The 16,681-nt window shown below is 47.4% G+C and carries 16 protein-coding genes and 2 tRNA genes; 9 read left to right on the forward strand and 9 right to left on the reverse strand.

Going from position 1 to position 16,681, the window contains the following annotated elements; all coding sequences use genetic code 11:
- Positions 1-118 precede the first annotated feature (118 nt).
- Positions 119-478 (forward strand): CZB domain-containing protein, encoded by a 360-nt coding sequence (locus tag F0P94_RS13435; RefSeq protein ID WP_150904412.1) that lies wholly within the window; start codon positions 119-121, stop codon positions 476-478.
- A 120-nt stretch (positions 479-598) separates the two neighbouring features.
- Here F0P94_RS13435 and F0P94_RS13440 read toward each other — a convergent pair whose 3' ends face one another.
- The 4 genes from F0P94_RS13440 to F0P94_RS13450 form a co-directional block, all read right to left on the reverse strand.
- Positions 599-988 (reverse strand): hypothetical protein, encoded by a 390-nt coding sequence (locus F0P94_RS13440; RefSeq protein ID WP_150904413.1) that lies wholly within the window; start codon positions 986-988, stop codon positions 599-601.
- A 399-nt stretch (positions 989-1,387) separates the two neighbouring features.
- Positions 1,388-1,558, reverse strand: a complete 171-nt coding sequence (locus tag F0P94_RS19695; protein ID WP_191907040.1) for a hypothetical protein — start codon at positions 1,556-1,558, stop codon at positions 1,388-1,390.
- Positions 1,559-1,851: 293 nt separating this feature from the next.
- Complete coding sequence (locus F0P94_RS13445) at positions 1,852-3,636, reverse strand: ABC transporter ATP-binding protein (protein WP_191907041.1); 1,785 nt, start codon at positions 3,634-3,636, stop codon at positions 1,852-1,854.
- Between the two features lie 277 nt (positions 3,637-3,913).
- Positions 3,914-4,510, reverse strand: coding sequence for a transposase (locus tag F0P94_RS13450; protein ID WP_150904618.1), 597 nt, complete (start codon positions 4,508-4,510; stop codon positions 3,914-3,916).
- Between the two features lie 346 nt (positions 4,511-4,856).
- Here F0P94_RS13450 and F0P94_RS13455 point away from each other — a divergent pair, with 346 nt between their 5' ends.
- The 8 genes from F0P94_RS13455 (at position 4,857) to coaE (ending at position 11,471) form a co-directional block, all read left to right on the forward strand.
- A complete protein-coding gene (locus tag F0P94_RS13455) occupies positions 4,857-5,957 on the forward strand; it encodes a Glu/Leu/Phe/Val dehydrogenase dimerization domain-containing protein (RefSeq protein WP_150904414.1) in 1,101 nt (366 codons plus the stop codon).
- Positions 5,958-6,318: 361 nt separating this feature from the next.
- Positions 6,319-7,494 (forward strand): transcription antitermination factor NusB, encoded by a 1,176-nt coding sequence (gene nusB, locus F0P94_RS13460; protein WP_150904415.1) that lies wholly within the window; start codon positions 6,319-6,321, stop codon positions 7,492-7,494.
- A gap of 170 nt (positions 7,495-7,664) precedes the next feature.
- A complete protein-coding gene (locus F0P94_RS13465) occupies positions 7,665-7,967 on the forward strand; it encodes a YtxH domain-containing protein (protein WP_150904416.1) in 303 nt (100 codons plus the stop codon).
- Between the two features lies 1 nt (position 7,968).
- Positions 7,969-8,967 carry an isocitrate/isopropylmalate dehydrogenase family protein gene (locus F0P94_RS13470; protein ID WP_150904417.1) on the forward strand — a complete coding sequence of 333 codons (999 nt, stop codon included), beginning with the start codon at positions 7,969-7,971 and terminating at the stop codon, positions 8,965-8,967.
- Between the two features lie 49 nt (positions 8,968-9,016).
- Complete coding sequence (locus tag F0P94_RS13475; RefSeq protein ID WP_225307221.1) at positions 9,017-9,505, forward strand: DUF1573 domain-containing protein; 489 nt, start codon at positions 9,017-9,019, stop codon at positions 9,503-9,505.
- A 45-nt stretch (positions 9,506-9,550) separates the two neighbouring features.
- Positions 9,551-9,865, forward strand: coding sequence for a preprotein translocase subunit YajC (gene yajC / locus F0P94_RS13480; RefSeq protein ID WP_150904418.1), 315 nt, complete (start codon positions 9,551-9,553; stop codon positions 9,863-9,865).
- Between the two features lie 105 nt (positions 9,866-9,970).
- Positions 9,971-10,873: a YbbR-like domain-containing protein gene (locus F0P94_RS13485; RefSeq protein WP_150904419.1), complete on the forward strand. Its 903-nt coding sequence runs from the start codon at positions 9,971-9,973 to the stop codon at positions 10,871-10,873.
- Positions 10,874-10,880: 7 nt separating this feature from the next.
- Positions 10,881-11,471, forward strand: a complete 591-nt coding sequence (gene coaE / locus F0P94_RS13490; protein ID WP_150904420.1) for a dephospho-CoA kinase — start codon at positions 10,881-10,883, stop codon at positions 11,469-11,471.
- Positions 11,472-11,776: 305 nt separating this feature from the next.
- Here coaE and F0P94_RS13495 read toward each other — a convergent pair whose 3' ends face one another.
- The 5 genes from F0P94_RS13495 to F0P94_RS13515 all read right to left on the reverse strand — a co-directional run bounded on the left by F0P94_RS13495 (position 11,777) and on the right by F0P94_RS13515 (position 16,661).
- Entirely contained in the window at positions 11,777-13,444 is a 1,668-nt protein-coding gene (locus F0P94_RS13495; protein ID WP_191907042.1) for a glycosyltransferase family protein, read from the reverse strand.
- A 61-nt stretch (positions 13,445-13,505) separates the two neighbouring features.
- Positions 13,506-14,675, reverse strand: a complete 1,170-nt coding sequence (locus tag F0P94_RS13500) for a hypothetical protein (protein WP_150904422.1) — start codon at positions 14,673-14,675, stop codon at positions 13,506-13,508.
- Between the two features lie 61 nt (positions 14,676-14,736).
- Entirely contained in the window at positions 14,737-16,383 is a 1,647-nt protein-coding gene (locus F0P94_RS13505) for a hypothetical protein (protein WP_150904423.1), read from the reverse strand.
- 88 nt (positions 16,384-16,471) lie between these two features.
- Positions 16,472-16,546 (reverse strand) — tRNA-Val (locus F0P94_RS13510).
- A 37-nt stretch (positions 16,547-16,583) separates the two neighbouring features.
- Positions 16,584-16,661 (reverse strand) — tRNA-Val (locus tag F0P94_RS13515).
- Positions 16,662-16,681: the final 20 nt, after the last annotated feature.

The following is a 16,681-nucleotide window of genomic DNA, read 5'->3' on the forward strand; positions in this document are numbered from 1 at the left end:
CTAAAGAAATGCAAATGTTTGAAAATTGCGCGGCTGTACTAAAACCACCTCAGACCTTTGAACGTAGTTGTAGCCCCGCTGCAGTGGTAGCAAACAGGAAGCCGGAAGGAAAAGAAATATGACATTATCGGTAAAACAGGAATTTGAGCAAGGTCGGATCAAGCATTTTCTTTTCAAGTCGAAGCTGCGCGCTATCTTGCTGGGAGCTGCCATAGACGAATCGCCGGTGCTGTCGGAGCACGAGTGCCCTTTCGGGCAGTGGATGCAGGATTTTCTGCTGGGTGCCTGTGCCTCCTTTAAAGAGCTCCGGCAACTGGAAACCATTCATACTGATCTGCACCGCGAAGCCCGTCGGGTAGTGAAACTGCACCATGCCGGAGCAGAAGAAACGGCCCTGAAAGGGTTGGATGAAATAGATAAAATGGCCGACCAGATCGTGGAATTACTGGACAGGTTAGAGCAGAAATTGCAGGAATAAGCCGCGTAAGGACAAGAGAGAACGGTAGGCTTTTGCCGTAAAAAAGTAAAAGCCTACCTGTAAAAAAAGCGCTGCCGGGAACATTTCCGGCAGCGCTTTTTAATCTATAAGAGTTCAGATCTACAATTGCGTGGTTAAAGCAGCAATGCGGGCTTTCAGCGCCTCGATCTGGTTCTGGTTGGCTTTCGATTTTTCAATCGCGTCCAGTTTTTCCAGCAAGCGCTGCATTTCCTGCAGGTGTTGCATGCGTTTCTCCGGCACGATCGGGCCATGGTGACCGGTTTGCTTAAAGAGGTTGCCTTCCCCGTAAATTACCCAGTGCGAATTCAGGTCTTTAAATTCCGAAAGCACTTTCAGGAGCTCGTCCATGGTGTAGTTTTTCCCGGCAATTATATTGGAAATAAGGGTGGCAGAAGTCCCGCTCAGGATTCCTGCTTCGTAAATGCCCAGTTCCTTGATTTTCATGTAGAAACGGAAACGAGCACCAATCTGGTCTAAATTCGCGGCCATGGCAGTAAATTAACAGGTCATAAATAAAATAAATCAGAAGTGCCTGAAAGCTACTTCTTTACTTAGAACTAAAAAATACCGGAAATAATTCTGAACAGGCCCGCGGTGTTGTTCTTTGTCCCTGAAACCAGTCCAATTTTGCTAAAGAAAATAGTACGGTTTCCTGCCGAAAAACTGCCTTGCAGACGCCCTAAAGGCATAAGCAGGCAACTTTTCGGCAAAGGCGTAGCACCCTGCCTGTTTCGGCAGATTAATACGGATACGCGGAAGATTGGGATGTAAAAAGAGCAGGCGCTTTAAACAAAAACACCACCTGGTCAGCGGACCGGAAGGTGGTGGTAATGGCTTATTCTTTTAAGTTTACAAGCCGGGAAGGCTTCAAAACCTAAAGGGAAAAGCTTAATTATCGGAAAAGGTATAATCCCCGAAATTGTATATTTCTATACATTCACAGGCAACGGCTCCGGGCTTCTGCAGCTTTTTTGGAGTAGTAACGGCCTGCTCGAAGCCCCATTTTAAACGATTCACGAATTTCAATTCATCAGCGAGTAAAATTTTCTTTTTTTTCATAGCTTTTACGGTTTAAGGATGATTGGTAAAAAAACTATTGGCAAGAAAATGAATGCCGGTAAGGGCATTAAAAGTGTTTCTTTATTTTACTAAAGAACCAGGTTCTGGTTACGGGCTTTCAGAACAAAAATAGGATTATTCTTGTTTGCTCTTATTGTTTTTGGTAGAATGCCAAAAAACAACGGCAAGAACGATCCTTTCTTTAAGCAGCAGACGCAATTTCCGGCACTTGCGTTGCTTGCAATTAGTAAGAACGTGAAAAAAAACTACTTTCCGGTTTAAATTTTGCTCGGTTAGGATTGCGTTTCGCTTACAAGTTGCTTTTCGTAGAGGTGGCGGTACAAGCCTTCCTGCTCCATTAAAGCCTGATGGGTGCCGTGCTGCACAATGGCGCCGTCTTCCAGTACCAGAATGTGATTGGCCAGCTTGGCCGAGGAAACCCGGTGCGAAATAATAATAGAAGTCCGGTTTTGCATAATACGCTGCAGGTTATTCAGAATAGCATTTTCCGTTTTAGTATCCACCGCCGAAAGTGCATCGTCCAGGATCAGGATCTTTGGTTCGCGCACCAGCGCCCGCGCAATGGAAACGCGCTGCTTCTGTCCTCCGGAAAGCGTAATGCCGCGTTCGCCCAGCTTTGTTTCGAACTTCTCCGGAAAGCGCATGATATTTTCGTACACATCGGCATCTTTGGCGGCCTGCTCCATTTTGTGGTCAGGCAGCGCTTCTACCCCGAAACCAATATTGGCCCGGATGGAATCGGAAAACAGGAAAACATCCTGGGGTACGTACCCGATCTGGCTTCTTAAATTATTCAGGTCGTACTCCTTAATATCTACGCCATCGATCAAGATGCGGCCGGAAGTGGTATCGTAAAGCCGGCAAACCAGGTTGGCAATGGTGCTTTTCCCCGAGCCGGTATTCCCGATTATGGCCAGCGTTTCGCCGTGCTTAATGCTGAAGTTCAGGTTCTTTAATGCTTCGATGCCGGTGTCCGGATAAACGAAACTTACGTTCTCAAACGTAATGTCGCCGGTAAGTTCTTTCCGGAAATTGCTTTGCGAAATAATATCGGTTTTGGTGTGCAGGAATTCGTTGATGCGGGCTTGCGAGGCGGCCGCGCGCTGCACCAGACTGGCCGTCCAGCCCAGCGCCGTTACCGGCCAGGTAAGCATGTTTACGTAGATCAGGAACTCGGCGATATTTCCGGCCGTAATGCTGCCGTTTATCACTTCCTTGCCCCCAATCCAGACAGTAATAATGGTGCTTAGCCCGATCAGGAATAAAATAAGCGGAAAGAAAAGGGCATTTACAAAGTTCAGCTCCAGCGATTTATCTTTATACGTATTGCTGGCCTTGTCGAAATTCTGAGCCGAATCGTCTTCCCGCACAAACGATTTCAATACCCTTATTCCCGAAAAAGCTTCCTGTACAAAGGTGGTAATGCCCGACAAGCTTTTCTGGATCTGGTCCGATTTGCGTTCGATGATGTTGTTCACGTAAAAAATACTGATTGCCAGCAAGGGGAGGGGCAATAGTGTATAAACTGTAAGCTTCACGTTTACCGAAAGCATGTACGGAATTACGAGCAGGAACAGCACTACCAGGTTAATGCCGTACATAATGGCCGGCCCCACGTACATCCGCACCCGGCCTACGTCTTCGGAAATGCGTGCCATGAGATCTCCCGTATTGTTGCGGCGGTAAAAACTCAGCGGCAAGGTCTGGTAATGGGCGTAAATGTCGTTTTTCAGGTCGTTTTCTACCAGGCGGCTCATTACAATTATGGTTTGCCGCATTAAGAAAAGGAACACGCCGCGCAACAAAGCCATGATCACAATTAAAGCGCCGTAAAAAAGGATGTTGCGGGCAAAAACGTCGTAAACGCTCTGTTGCAGGCTGCTGTCGGCGTAAAGTTGGTGCATCCGGATGCCGTCCTTCACCAGATCGAAGGCGTGCCGCACCACCTGGGCCGGAATAATGGCAAACAGGTTGGAAACCGCCACAAAAATAACGCCCCAGAAAAGGCGCCACTTGTAGCGGAACATGTATTTATTTAAGTATAGAAGCGATTTCACGGAAACACAAAAGAAGGTTGCAGCAAAGGTACCTTTAGCAAAAGCAATTGCCAAATTATATGTACGGACAGGGCTTGACCTGTCCCCACGCATTCCTGATCAAATATTTCTGAATGTGGATTTGAATTACAAATCTGTTCGCTAATGCGTGATCGGATAATTTGCGGACATGTTCAGGAATGTGTGATTGGAAATGCGTGACTAGATATGTGTGATCAGAAATGTTTGATCGGAAATGTTTGATCGGGAATGCGTGCGGACAGGTCGCGACCTGTCCCTACGGTTTGAAAAATTTATCTTGGTGCCATTTGGCCGGGTTGTTTTGGATGTAATGATAAATGTTCTGATAACCCCGCTCATCACGAATGATATGATCGTGAAAAGAACGTTGCCATGCAAATTCCGAAAGTCCGGCCTGCCTGATCTTTTTAGAAGTAGTAGTTTTATAAGCGCCAACCAATTCCGAAACCGATTTTATTTTCCGTAGGGACAGGTCGCGACCTGTCCGCACATTATCTGATCCTTTCCGCACGCATTCCTGATCAAATTCCCCTGTCTCACTTTCTTGATTAAACTTTCCTATACGCACGCATTCCTGCCCAAAATCTTTCTGAATAAAAGGGTTGATCTCCAAAATGGCATGCACATGATTCGGCATTACAACGTAAGTGTGCAGCACCAGGTACGGGTACTGACTTTTCAACCAAAGAAATTGTTCATTCGCAATTTTTCCAAAGGTATTCAGGTGTATTGTCTCGTCGGCAACCTTGCCAAAGTAATGCTCTCCGTCCTGCACACAAACAGTAATAAAATACAAAGCAGCCGTGCTGTAATCGAAATTCGGTAAACGGTTTAATTTGCGTTCCGGCAGCATGGGCAAATCATAAGGTGCAACGTTTATACGGAATCAATCCGAACAAGTAACACATGAATGTCCGGTACTTTTTTGTTCATCCTCCGGAAAACCAAACCGATAATAATTCCCTTCCCTCATACAACCAAAACCGCCTGCCGCTTGTCTTATCCCAAACAACGCTATACTTCACCCGCAAAAAAGAGCCTTTCGCACGGTAAATAGCAAAGAAGCAGGACAGTGTAGGATACTTTTAAAAAACCTGCATTGGCTTTCTGCAAAAATTGAATTACTTTTGCGTTTGATTTGTACTAGGGCTGCCAAGCGGCTTGTTACAAAATCAGAATAACCTTTTAATTAGCATAAAATGGTCGAAATTAAAGAAGTACCAGTTAAAAAGGAATCCTCCGTTTTCGGACAGGTATCCGAGTTTCAGCACGAACAAGTTGTTTTCTGTCACGATCATGAGACCGGTCTGAAAGCCATTATCGGTATTCATAATACAGTTTTAGGTCCGGCGCTTGGCGGTACCCGTATGTGGTCTTACGCTACCGAAGCGGAGGCGCTCAACGACGTACTTCGTCTGTCCCGCGGCATGACTTATAAAGCAGCTATCTCCGGCCTGAACCTGGGTGGTGGTAAAGCAGTAATTATTGCCGATTCCAAGAAAGACAAGTCGGAAGCGCTGTGGCGTAAATTCGGCCGTTTTGTAGAAAACCTGAACGGTAAATACATCACTGCCGAAGACGTTGGAACTACCAGCAAAGACATGGAGTACATTAAAATGGAAACTAACTTTGTAACGGGCTTACCAGAGTCGATGGGCGGTTCCGGCGATCCTTCTCCGGTTACAGCTTACGGTACTTACGTAGGTATGAAAGCCGCTGCCAAGCGTGCCTTCGGTTCCGATAGCCTTGCCGGCAGAAAAATTTCGGTTCAGGGTACCGGCCACGTAGGTGGTTACCTGATCGAGCACCTGGTAAAAGAAGGTGCCCAGTTATTCATTACCGACATCGACCAGGAGCGCCTGAAAGATATCAATGCTAAAACCGGCGCTACCATTGTTGGCCTGGATGAGATCTATGACCTGGATGTAGATATCTATTCGCCATGCGCTTTAGGTGCAACCATTAACGACAATACCCTGAGCCGTCTTAAGTGCCAGGTAATTGCCGGTTGCGCAAACAATCAGCTGAAAGACGAAAACGTACACGGCCCTGCTTTAATGGAAAGAGGCATCGTTTACGCGCCTGACTTCCTGATCAACGCCGGTGGTCTTATCAACGTGTATTCCGAACTGAACGGTTACAACCGCACCGCGGCTTACGACCAGACCGAAAAGATCTACGATTATACCCTCGAAATTTTCAACATGGCTGAGCAGGAAGGTATGTACACCCAGCTTGCCGCTATGAAAATGGCCGAGAAACGTATTGCCAGCATTGGTAAAGTAAAATCTACTTACTAAGCTGAAACGCTACTGAATCTTAAATAAAAAGTGCTGCATGAATTTGTAGCACTTTTTGTTTAGGGCTTGTTTGAGAGCATTATTCCCGACCGGAATACGAATTAAACAAGTCCGCTAACCCGGCGGTATTTTTTACAGTAAAAGCCTACTGTTTCTTACCGGCCACTCTTGTTCTTTGACCAGGTTAAATTGCTGAATTGTTAAATTGTTGCATGGTTAATCGGAACGATGTGTGAACTTTAAGGCTGACGTGTTTTTAAGGGGAAAACAGTATCGTTTTTCAACTGAAAACTACCAGATAAAAAACAATAATGGCCAAAGCCATTTCTAATTTCTAATTTTTAATTTCTAATTCATTACAATGCTCAATCGACGCACCCTTCGGATCAAAGCAATGCAGGCCATTTATGCTTATAACCAGGCCGAAGGTTCCGATTATCTCATGGCCCTCGACCGCATCGAGGAAGATTTTGCCCCGGACCTGAATTCCATGGAGGTGCAGAACAAGCAATTGCTGGAAGGCAAAAAGCAGATCGCTACGCTGCTGTTCAAAGAGTGGTACGAAACCCGCAAATTCGATGCGGAAGAAACCGACAAGGAAATTCTGGACTCGGTGAACAGCGCCATTGCTTTTTACCAGAACCAGGTTAAAAAAGACTTTAAATTCTTCGGCAACCAGATGCTTAACGCCGTAGAAACCATCTACGATCATTACCTCATCATCCTGAAAATTACCGAAGAAGTTCTGAAGCAGATCGAACTTGACGAGGTAAAGAAAGCCAGCCGTTATACGGTTAAAAAAGAACAGGACTTCCGCCGCCTTACCGAAAACAAGGTAATACAGCAGCTGGTAAATAATAAAAACCTGCAGCAGCTCATCATCCGCCGGAACATTAGCTGGGAAAAAGAAAGCGACCTGATCGTGCAGTTTTACCGCACCGTGCTGAAGCAGGACGAAACCGTATTAGCTTACTTGGCAAGTCCGGAAGAACAGACCTTCGAAGCCGATAAGGAAATTGCCAAATACATTTTCAAAACGCTCATCTTTAAAGATAAAAACCTGCAGGCCTGGTTCGAAGAGCAGGACCTGAACTGGGAAGAAAACAAGCCGATCGTAAAAAGCCTGGTAATGAAAACGGTGAAAATGATCGAAGAAACCACCGACGAAAACCTGGCCCTGCTCGACCTTTCCACGAACTGGGAAGACGATAAAGCTTTCTTCGAAGAACTCTACCACAAAACCGTAGAAGAAGACGAAAAGTACGAAGCCATGATCTCGGCCGGCGTAAAAAACTGGGACATCGAACGCGTAGCCATCATCGATAAGATCATCCTGAAAATGGCGCTTTGCGAAATGCACATCTTCCGGAGCATTCCCGTTAAAGTTACTATTAACGAATATATCGAAATCTCGAAACTTTACAGCACGCCTAAAAGTAAGCAGTTTATTAACGGCGTACTCGATAAGCTGGCCCAGGATCTGACCGATTCCGGCGCCATCCGGAAAAGCGGCCGCGGCCTGATCGATAATAAATAATTAAGTTGCTGGTTGTTGGTTGGTTTTGATGGAATTATTGAGAAATTAGCAGGAAAGTGTTTTTTAAGCATTTAAGTTTTTATTTTCGGGCTTTTAAAACCAAAACCATAGCGTTTTAAGCCACCCGAACGCCAACAACTATTAACGAACAACCAACCACTATTATAGCTATGAGCAAAAAGACAACCGCTATGATTGCCTTCCTCAGCGGCGCTGCAGCCGGCGTTGCTTTCGGCATGCTGTACGCACCCGACAAAGGCCGCGAAACCCGCGACCGCCTGAGCTTCCGTCTCGATAAATACCGCGACATGTTGCGCGACCTTACCGAACAGATGATGGCCAAGGACGCCGAACCGAATGCTGCCCAGAGCGAAGGCCAGAAAGTAATAAAAGACGCGAAAGACAAAGCCGAAAAATTATTAAGCGATGTCGATCTGCTCATTAACCAGATAAACAGCCGGAAAGAAGTTTAACATGAGAGTAGTTACCCTTATTCCCGGCGATGGCATTGGTCCGGAAATTACCGAAGCCGTAAAATCCATTTTTGAAGCCGCGCAGGTTCCCGTGCAATGGGAAGAAGAAAATGCCGGCCAGACCACTTTCGACAGCAAAGGCGAACTGATCCCGCAATCGCTGATCGATTCGCTGGAGCGTAACCGCGTGGGTCTGAAAGGCCCGATCACTACGCCGGTGGGCAAAGGCTTTAAGAGCATTAACGTGCAGCTTCGTCAGAAATTCGACCTGTACCAGAACGTGCGCCCTGCCTGCACTACGCCGGGTATTCAAACCAAGTTCGAAGGCGTGGATCTGGTGCTGTTCCGCGAAAATACCGAAGGCTTATACTCCGGTCTGGAAACTTACGACGAGCGCTTAGGCATTGCCGATTCTACGAACCGCATTACGGTAGCCGGTTGCGAGAAAATTACCCGCGCGGCTTTTGCCTATGCCCGTAAACACGGCCGCAAAAAAGTAACCGTGGTGCACAAAGCCAACATCCTGAAAATGGCCGGGACCTTAATGCTGAATGCTGCTAAAAAAGCGCAGGCCGAGTTCCCGGAAATCGAAATGGACGACAAGATCATCGACAACATGTGCATGCAGCTGGTTATAAAGCCGGAGCAGTTCGATGTAGTGGTTACTTCCAACCTGTTCGGCGATATTCTTTCCGATATCTGTGCCGGTCTGGTAGGTGGTTTAGGCGTAGTTTCCGGCGCCAACATCGGCGACGACATGGCTATTTTTGAAGCCGTGCACGGTTCGGCTCCGGATATTGCCGGTCAGGGAAAAGCGAACCCAACGGCCATGTTGCGCTCAGGCATTATGATGCTGCACCACCTGGATATGCACCACCATGCAACCCGCATTACCAACGCCCTGAACAAAACCCTGCTAAACAAAGAGCAGTGCACCGGCGATTTGGGCGGAAAAGCCAAAACCATGGAATTTGCCGATCACATTATCAGGAATCTGTAATTTCTTCGTTAGAAACAGAAACTGATTACCTAACCCAAAACTATTACCAATGAAAATCAAATTTATTTACGCGCTGGTGGTACTGTTCGGCTTTTTCGGAATGACTTCCTGCGACAAAAAAGCCGGGAACGCTTCTGAACAAACCGCTACGCAGGAAGATCTTTCAGCTGCCGACCTGATCAACAACCCGAATACTGCTAACCCGCACGAAGTACCGGCCGGACCGCTGCCGAAAATGACTTTTGCTGAAAACGTTTACGACTTTGGCGACATTAAACCGGGGGCAGTAGTAAGCCATACCTTTACGTTCAAAAATACCGGCGAAGCGCCTCTGATCATTGAAAGCGCTACGGCAACCTGCGGCTGCACGGTGCCAAACTACCCGAAAGAGCCGATCGCGCCGGGCAAAGAAGGTAAAATTGATGTGCAGTTCGACAGCCAGGGCAAAACCGGCCAGCAGAACAAGCAGATCACGATCCGGGCCAATACCCAGCCGAACATTACCGAGCTTACCATTAAAACCAACATTCTTCAGTAAGCAGGCTGCTGCCGTATTGAGAACCAACCACAAACCATACGCTTAATGAATACACTTCTTTTGCAATCACTTTCAGCGGGCGGCATCCAGCAGATCCTGCTTTGGGGCGCTATTATCCTGATCTTTTATTTTTTCATGATCCGGCCGCAGCAGAAAAAAGTCAGCGACCAGAAAAAATTCCGCGAATCCCTGCAGAAAGGTACCAACGTAGTAACCATCGGCGGTTTGCACGGTAAAATTACCGACATTCAGGAGAACACCGTTTGGCTGGAAGTAGATCGCGGCTTTAAACTGAAGTTCGACAAATCGGCTATTGCTTCTGCCGCTCCGGTTTCCGGAACTGCCGAAACCAAAGCCTAATTTCATCCAGATTAAACAAGGGAAGCTATCGACAGGATAAAGCACATACTCGCCTGGCTGTTAAAGCCTTTCTTTCGAAAAGAAAGGCACTACTGGCGTATTGTATTGCTTTGCTTTCTGGTAGCTTCCACTTTCTGGGTACTTAACTCCCTGAACAAAACCTATTACAACGTCCGGACCGGCTACCCCATTGTTTTTATTTACGATCCCCAAAAACTGGTACCCGTAACCGAACCTCCCAAAGAAGTTGTCATAAACGTAACGGCCAAAGGCTGGAAGCTTCTGGGCAAAGCGCTTAATCTGAAAGTTCAGCCGGCCCGCATCGTGCTTCCTGCCAAACCCACTCAGAATTACCTCACTTCCCGGCAGCTTCGCACCTACATTAACAGTACATTTCAGGGCGTAGAATTAAATTATGTCGTTACCGATACCATTTATTTCCACTTCGAAGAACTGATAAAACGCCGCATCCGCCTGGCTGTCGATACCACCAATTCACCGGTGGCCGATGGGTATTTTGTTTCCGGAAAACCAAGAATTATTCCGGCTGCCGTTACCGTTTCCGGGCCGGCCTCGCTCGTAAAAGCCCTGTCCGATCCGTATCCGCTCCACCTTCCCGATTCCGGCTTAACCGAAAGTTACCAGAAGTCGGTGCCGCTTGCTTTCGTGCCGCAGGAATTGGTAGGCTCGCAGGTGAAAAAAGTAAACGTCCGGCTGCAGGTAAAACCCTTACGCCAGGCCGAAACCCGCGTAGCCGTTCAGTTCATTAATCAAAGCCACTTGCCTAATGGCGCGCAGCTGCAGCCCGATTCGGTGCAGGTAAAATACTACTTCGCCGATACCGGCCATACGCATCCCGATTCCCAGGCCTTTAAAGCCGAAGCCGACCTGAAAAAGCTCGACCCGCGCGATTCCTCGGTTTCGGTAAAAATAACCCGCAAACCCCGCCAGGTAAAAAGGGTAGCCGTTTCGCCCGAAAAAGTAAGATTAACTTATCCTGCCCCTTAATTTACGCATGCTTAAAATTGGAATTACCGGCGGCATCGGCACCGGCAAAAGCATTGTCTGCCGCATCTTCGAACTGCTTGGCGTACCGGTTTACGATTCGGACCACCGGGCAAAACAGGTAATGGCCTGCAATCCGCAACTGAAAGAAGAACTCATTGCTGCCTTTGGCCCCAAAACTTTCAACGAACAGGGCCTCGACCGTACTTTTCTGGCTAAAATGGTATTCCATAATGCCGAAAAACTGCAACTGCTTAATTCATTGGTGCACCCGCGCGTAAAACAAGATTTCGTGGATTGGGTCTCTGAAAATGCCGGCGCGCCTTACGTGCTGAAAGAAGCGGCCCTGATGTTCGAAACCGAAGCTTGGCGCCAGGTAGATAAAATGATTACAGTTTACGCTCCCCTGGACATCCGCATGAAACGCCTGCTCGAACGCGATACCCACCGCACCCAAACCGACCTGGAAAACATTATCGCCAAACAGCTGCCGGAAGAAGAAAAGATCCGTCGCGCCGATTACGTGGTTTATAACGACGATTCCCAACTGGTCATTCCCCAGGTATTGGCTTTGCATAAGGAATTCCTGAGCCTGGCTTGAAATCAGAACAATTTCAGGTTCGGTTTACGCCATGGGAATCTTAAAGCCTGACTAACCAATTCCCCTCCTCGGAGGCAGGGGCGTTTCATTCTGTCTAACGACTATCCCCTTGAGGGGATCATAGGGGTGTAAACACGTTATTTGATAAAATCAGCAGGAGTAAACACCCCTCTTACTCCCCTCAAGGGGAGAATCCGCCAGAATGAATTAACCCAGTCCCTGGAGGGGTTAGGGGGGGTAACCAGTACCAAAAAAGGGAAGGTATTTTTATTTTTTTATAGCTTTTCCCCTGTTAAGCTAACGTTTTACGGCAACCCCGGGTTGAAAACCGGCACCTCTTTATAGACCCGGTCCAGCTTAAAAACCGATAAGATCTTAAAGTCATCGGCCTTCACCTGGTGCACTTCTTTTTCCAAAGGAAAATCCTGAGGATGCCAGCGGTATTCGGTCAGGAAATAGTCGGCTTCGGCAATGCTTTTTACATACACCAGGCGCTTTCTTTGTTCCGGCGGCAGCATAAAGCTGTTTACGTAGCCGGAAATGGTAGGTACAAAAAGCCTGATCTGCTCTTTCTTTGAATCGGCCACCACAAACTCCAGCCCTTCCCGGTAAGACAAGCCCCAGTAATCCAGTTCAAATTGCTGCCGTACCTTATCCGAACTGAAAATGCTGAAGTAAACCTGCTGATGCGGATGATTCAGAACCATCCAGAAGGCGACTTTCCCAATTAAAATAAGCCAGAGGCCTGCCAATGCATTCCGAAGCAACAATCTTTGCCTTTCATTTTTAACCCTGCTAATAAGGCTTAAAAGTTCAGATAGCCCAACCGTTGCCAGGTAAACAAACCAGGGGTAAAGGAAATAGAAATGCCGCCAGCCGTCGTAAAAAACCAGGTTCAGCACGATGGCGGCCGTAGCGGGTACAAAAAACAGTCCGGCAATTACCAGGTCCTGGCGAGTAGCCGGCGTTTGGTAAAGAGAAATTCCGGAAGCAATTACCTGCCGCACGATAAAAGCAATTCCAACTAAAAATAAAAAAGTATAGAGCAGGGGAGTGGTAATGAATAGCCATACTGGCAGGTAATGCCAGGGCAGGTGTTGCGCATTCACGTATTCGCCCAGGTAAAGTATATGCCCGGTCCAGGTGAAGTTGCCGGCAAAAAGAAAAGCTTCGGAAAAACGGCTGAAAGGATGTTCCCAAAGGTGCGGCCAGAAAGTAATTGCGAAAATAATAAAGAACAGCAAAAAGCTGAAAGCGGAGACCAGCACCTTGCTCCCGGAAATTCCTTCTTTGGGGTAATATCTGAGATGCAGGAAAACATAAACAAGCGTAGCGGCCGGCAGCAGAATACCCATGATCCGGATATCCATAGCCAGTGCACAGGCAAGCGCGTGCCAGAAAGCCGTGAGCAGGCCGGGCCTTTTTAAATAGCGGACCAGTGTGTAGGTGCTTATCAGGCACAGCGACAAAAATGGCAGGTCTTTGGGGTTGTAAAATGAATCGGCAAAGATCCGCGGCGAAAGAATCAGCATCAGGACGCCGGCCAGGCTTATTAGCGGATTTCGGAAGCGTTCCTGCAGCAGGAAATAAAAGAACAGGGTTGCGGTAAAAAATAGCAGGAAGGTGCAAAGGTGCCGCAACCGGAAAATATCGCCCTGATCTTCCAATCCCAGAACCCATTCTAAGGCTACGGTTGCCGTTTCAAAAACTGGTCCCAGCACCGCGCCGGAGTAATTTTCCAGGGGCGGGCAACGCGGACAGAACTCCCTGCCTTCCAGTACCCGGGGCGCCAGCTTTTCTACCAGATATTTGGCGTTTACAATCCCGTTTTCCCGGCTAAGCTGCTCATCGAAAGAAATACCGTAATCCTTATAGATCAAAAGCCCAAGCAGCAGGTAAAGCCCGAAAAATGTTGCTACTGCCCAATGGCCTTTATGCAGTACCTTCGAAAATGCTGGAGCAGAGACTTGCAAACAAATCAGCTTTAAGTAAAACAGTAGGTTTCCATTGTGAAAGCCAAGGCCCGGACAGAAGCTATTTAATGATCGGGTACCTTTCAAAAGGCTGGTTCGGATCGAAGAGCTTGCGGTAGGTAATGTGGGTTTTGCAAACGGTGGAGCCCAGCAATTTGGTTACGCCCAGCATTTTCGGGTTAAAATCGCCGATCCAGTTCATTTCGATATCGGTATAACCCAAGTCAACTACCATTTTCTGGGTAGCGCCGATCATGGCTGCTTCCACGCTTTTGCCCTGGTGCGCCGGTACCACCCCGAAGATAATTCCGAAGGTTTTCTTGTTGCCCTTTTGTTTTTCCAGCTTATACTTATACCACAGGAATTTCAGTTTGCCGATCAGGTCAAGTTTGCCGTTCAGGTGTTTGAAGATCTGGTTTAGTTCCGGCAGCATTACAAAAAAGCTGATCGGCTCCTCATTGTAATACCCAAACCAGATCAGGCGCTCGTCCATTACCGGTTTCATGGCTTTTACAATGTGGCGGGCTTTTTCAATCGTCATGCGGCTGATACCGGTATGGCTGGCCCAGGCTTTTGAATAAACCGTGTAAAAATCGTAAGCCAGTTTTTCCAGGTCCTTTTTGCTGGCGTGGCGGAAGGTGTAGCCCGGCATCTGCATAGCCCGGTTAATTCGGTCCTGCATGGCCGTCGCCAATACTACGCGCGGGTCGCGCCAGAAAGTAAACTGCTTGAAATAAACCTGAAAACCGTATTCCTCGAACAGCGCTTTATAATAAGGCATGTGGTAAAACATGCCATAGTTCGGTTCGGTAAAACCTTCCACCAATAAGCCCCACCATTTATCACGCTCCCCGAAATTGATCGGCCCATCCATCGCTTCCACACCGCGCGCTTCAAGCCAATGCTTACAGGCATCGAACAACGTAAAAGCCGCCGTTCTATCGTTCACGCATTCGAAAAAGCCCATGCCACCCACCGGAAAAGCGCCGGCGTTTTTGGTGTTAGGGTTAATAAAAGCCGCCACGCGCCCAATGGTTTCGCCTTTGTCATCGGTCAGCAGCCAGCGGATCGCTTCGCCACCTTTAAAGTTTGGGTTCTTCCTCGGGTCGAATACCTCTTCAATTTCATGGTCTAGCGGACGGATCCAGTGCTTTTCGTTTTTATAGAGGCGCACCGGAAACTCCAGAAACTCTTTCCGGGTATGGGAGTCGGTTACTTCAATTAATTGCATGCGGTAAGGAAAGTAAAACGTGAAATTACTCACAAAACCGTGAGACTGAAGGTTGGCGAGGCTATTTTAATTTATAAACCGACATGATTTTCAGGCCAGCCGGCTTAACGGTAAATATTTCCTCCCAGGTTGGATAAAAGTTACGCTGCCAACGGTATTCGGTAAGAAAATAGTCTGCCTCATGGGTAATCACAAACTTTAACCGGCTGCGTTGCTCCGGATAAAGAATATCGCTGGCGTTTATGCCGGAATATACGTTTACAGCAATCGGAATTTCTTTTCTGGGGTCTGTTCGCAGTATATATTCCAATGCTTTGCGGTAGGAGAGCCCCCAGTAATCCCTCTCAAAGTTTTTTACTACGAACTTGGGCTGCATGAAACTGAAATAAACGTTTTGGTGCGGATGCATTTGGATCATTTTCCAGGCCGTATGCCCCAGACCAACCAGTACGCAGGCAATCAGTAATTGACCTGATCTTGCCTGCCACAAGTTTCGGTTGTTTGCATAAAGCCAGCTATAAAGTCTTACCATTCCCAGCATCGCGAGATATAAGAAAGGTATATAAATAAAGAACATATGCCGCCAACCATCATAGAGAATGGCATTGGTATAGATCACGATAGCCAGAGGAAAGAAAAAGAAAAACAAAGCCGAAAGGTCCTGTTTGTTTTCTTCTTTGTGGATAAAAGCCAGTTTTTGCCGGAAAGCACGGGCAACTATTGCCAGGAGGCCAGGCAGGAAAAGCAGAGAATAAAGTAGCGGGGTAGTAATGATTAACCAAGTTGGAATATAATGCCACGGCAGGGTATGGTAAGGGATAAATTCGCCCCAGTACAGCACGTCAAACGTACTGCCGCCCCGATCCAGCTTCTCGAAAACTTCCAGAAAATGCGCCAGCGGCGCCGACCAGAGATACGGCCAGAATAAGATGGTAAAACCTGCCAGGAATAAAGTAAAAACAATGCCGCACCGGAAAATCTGTAAACGTTTTCTGTTAGAAGTAGCATAGAAAAGTTCATGCGCCAGCCAGAGACCGCTTAAAGCCAGTAAGCTTAGAGCCATGATGCGGGTATCTAGAGCGGCGGCGGTAATAATGGCGTGCAGGATCGCCCATTTGTAGGTGAAATGCTTCCGTAAATTATTCAGCGTATACCAGCCGCCCGCCATCAGCGCCAGAAAAACGATATCCTTGGAATTGAAAAAAGCATCAGCAAAAATCCGGGGGCTAAGGACCAGCATTAAACTTCCGAGTAAAGCAATCCGCCAGTTCAGGAAGCGCTGTTGCAGAATTTTATAGAAAGCCAGTAGGGCGCCGAAGTAAAAAAGGAAGGTAAAGAAATGCCTGAACAGGTAAATATCCCGGACATCGGAAAAGCCGAACAGGTGCGGAAGGATGGAGGCCGGTAACTGGAAGAAGACACCGTAATGCCGATCCGAATACGTACTTAATTCCGGCACCTGGGCCAGGTAAGGGATCTTGGATAATGCTTCAGGCGAGATGGTTTCCACCACATACCGGGCATTTACCAGGCCGGTCAGGTAATCAATCCGTTCGTCGGTGGATATTCCGTAATGCGGGAAAATGAAGATGCCTAGCAGCAGGATCAGCAGAAAAAAAAGTGCAGGCCAGAAAGTTTCGAGCGTAAGCCTTATGGCTTTGGAATTCGTTTCTTTACCCTTGTTAGGGGTTGATAATACCTTTAACATATCTAAAGTAAAGGTAAAATATTTATCAGATTTTGAACAGTTTGGAAAACAAAAAGCCTCACGTTTTCACGTAAGGCTTTTAAACGAGTGGGGCGTACTGGATTCGAACCAGTGACCCCCTGCTTGTAAGGCAGGTGCTCTGAACCAGCTGAGCTAACACCCCGTTGGGTTTGCAACAAGAAAGTGTTGCGGCTTTAAAATGGTGGGGCGTACTGGATTCGAACCAGTGACCCCCTGCTTGTAAGGCAGGTGCTCTGAACCAGCTGAGCTAACACCCCATTTTTCAGCAACAGACCAG

The sequence above is a fragment of the Adhaeribacter soli genome (genome assembly GCF_008727925.1).
Lineage (GTDB): Bacteria > Bacteroidota > Bacteroidia > Cytophagales > Hymenobacteraceae > Adhaeribacter_A > Adhaeribacter_A soli.

Bases quoted from the DNA above. Each gene is read 5' to 3' on its own strand.
- F0P94_RS13435 (WP_150904412.1), top strand. From the start codon at position 119: ATGACATTATCGGTAAAACAGGAATTTGAGCAAGGTCGGATCAAGCAT.
- F0P94_RS13440 (WP_150904413.1), bottom strand. From the start codon at position 988: ATGGCCGCGAATTTAGACCAGATTGGTGCTCGTTTCCGTTTCTACATG.
- F0P94_RS19695 (WP_191907040.1), bottom strand. From the start codon at position 1,558: ATGAAAAAAAAGAAAATTTTACTCGCTGATGAATTGAAATTCGTGAAT.
- F0P94_RS13450 (WP_150904618.1), bottom strand. From the start codon at position 4,510: ATGCTGCCGGAACGCAAATTAAACCGTTTACCGAATTTCGATTACAGC.
- F0P94_RS13455 (WP_150904414.1), top strand. From the start codon at position 4,857: ATGGTCGAAATTAAAGAAGTACCAGTTAAAAAGGAATCCTCCGTTTTC.
- nusB (WP_150904415.1), top strand. From the start codon at position 6,319: ATGCTCAATCGACGCACCCTTCGGATCAAAGCAATGCAGGCCATTTAT.
- F0P94_RS13465 (WP_150904416.1), top strand. From the start codon at position 7,665: ATGAGCAAAAAGACAACCGCTATGATTGCCTTCCTCAGCGGCGCTGCA.
- F0P94_RS13470 (WP_150904417.1), top strand. From the start codon at position 7,969: ATGAGAGTAGTTACCCTTATTCCCGGCGATGGCATTGGTCCGGAAATT.
- F0P94_RS13475 (WP_225307221.1), top strand. From the start codon at position 9,017: ATGAAAATCAAATTTATTTACGCGCTGGTGGTACTGTTCGGCTTTTTC.
- yajC (WP_150904418.1), top strand. From the start codon at position 9,551: ATGAATACACTTCTTTTGCAATCACTTTCAGCGGGCGGCATCCAGCAG.
- coaE (WP_150904420.1), top strand. From the start codon at position 10,881: ATGCTTAAAATTGGAATTACCGGCGGCATCGGCACCGGCAAAAGCATT.
- F0P94_RS13500 (WP_150904422.1), bottom strand. From the start codon at position 14,675: ATGCAATTAATTGAAGTAACCGACTCCCATACCCGGAAAGAGTTTCTG.
- F0P94_RS13505 (WP_150904423.1), bottom strand. From the start codon at position 16,383: ATGTTAAAGGTATTATCAACCCCTAACAAGGGTAAAGAAACGAATTCC.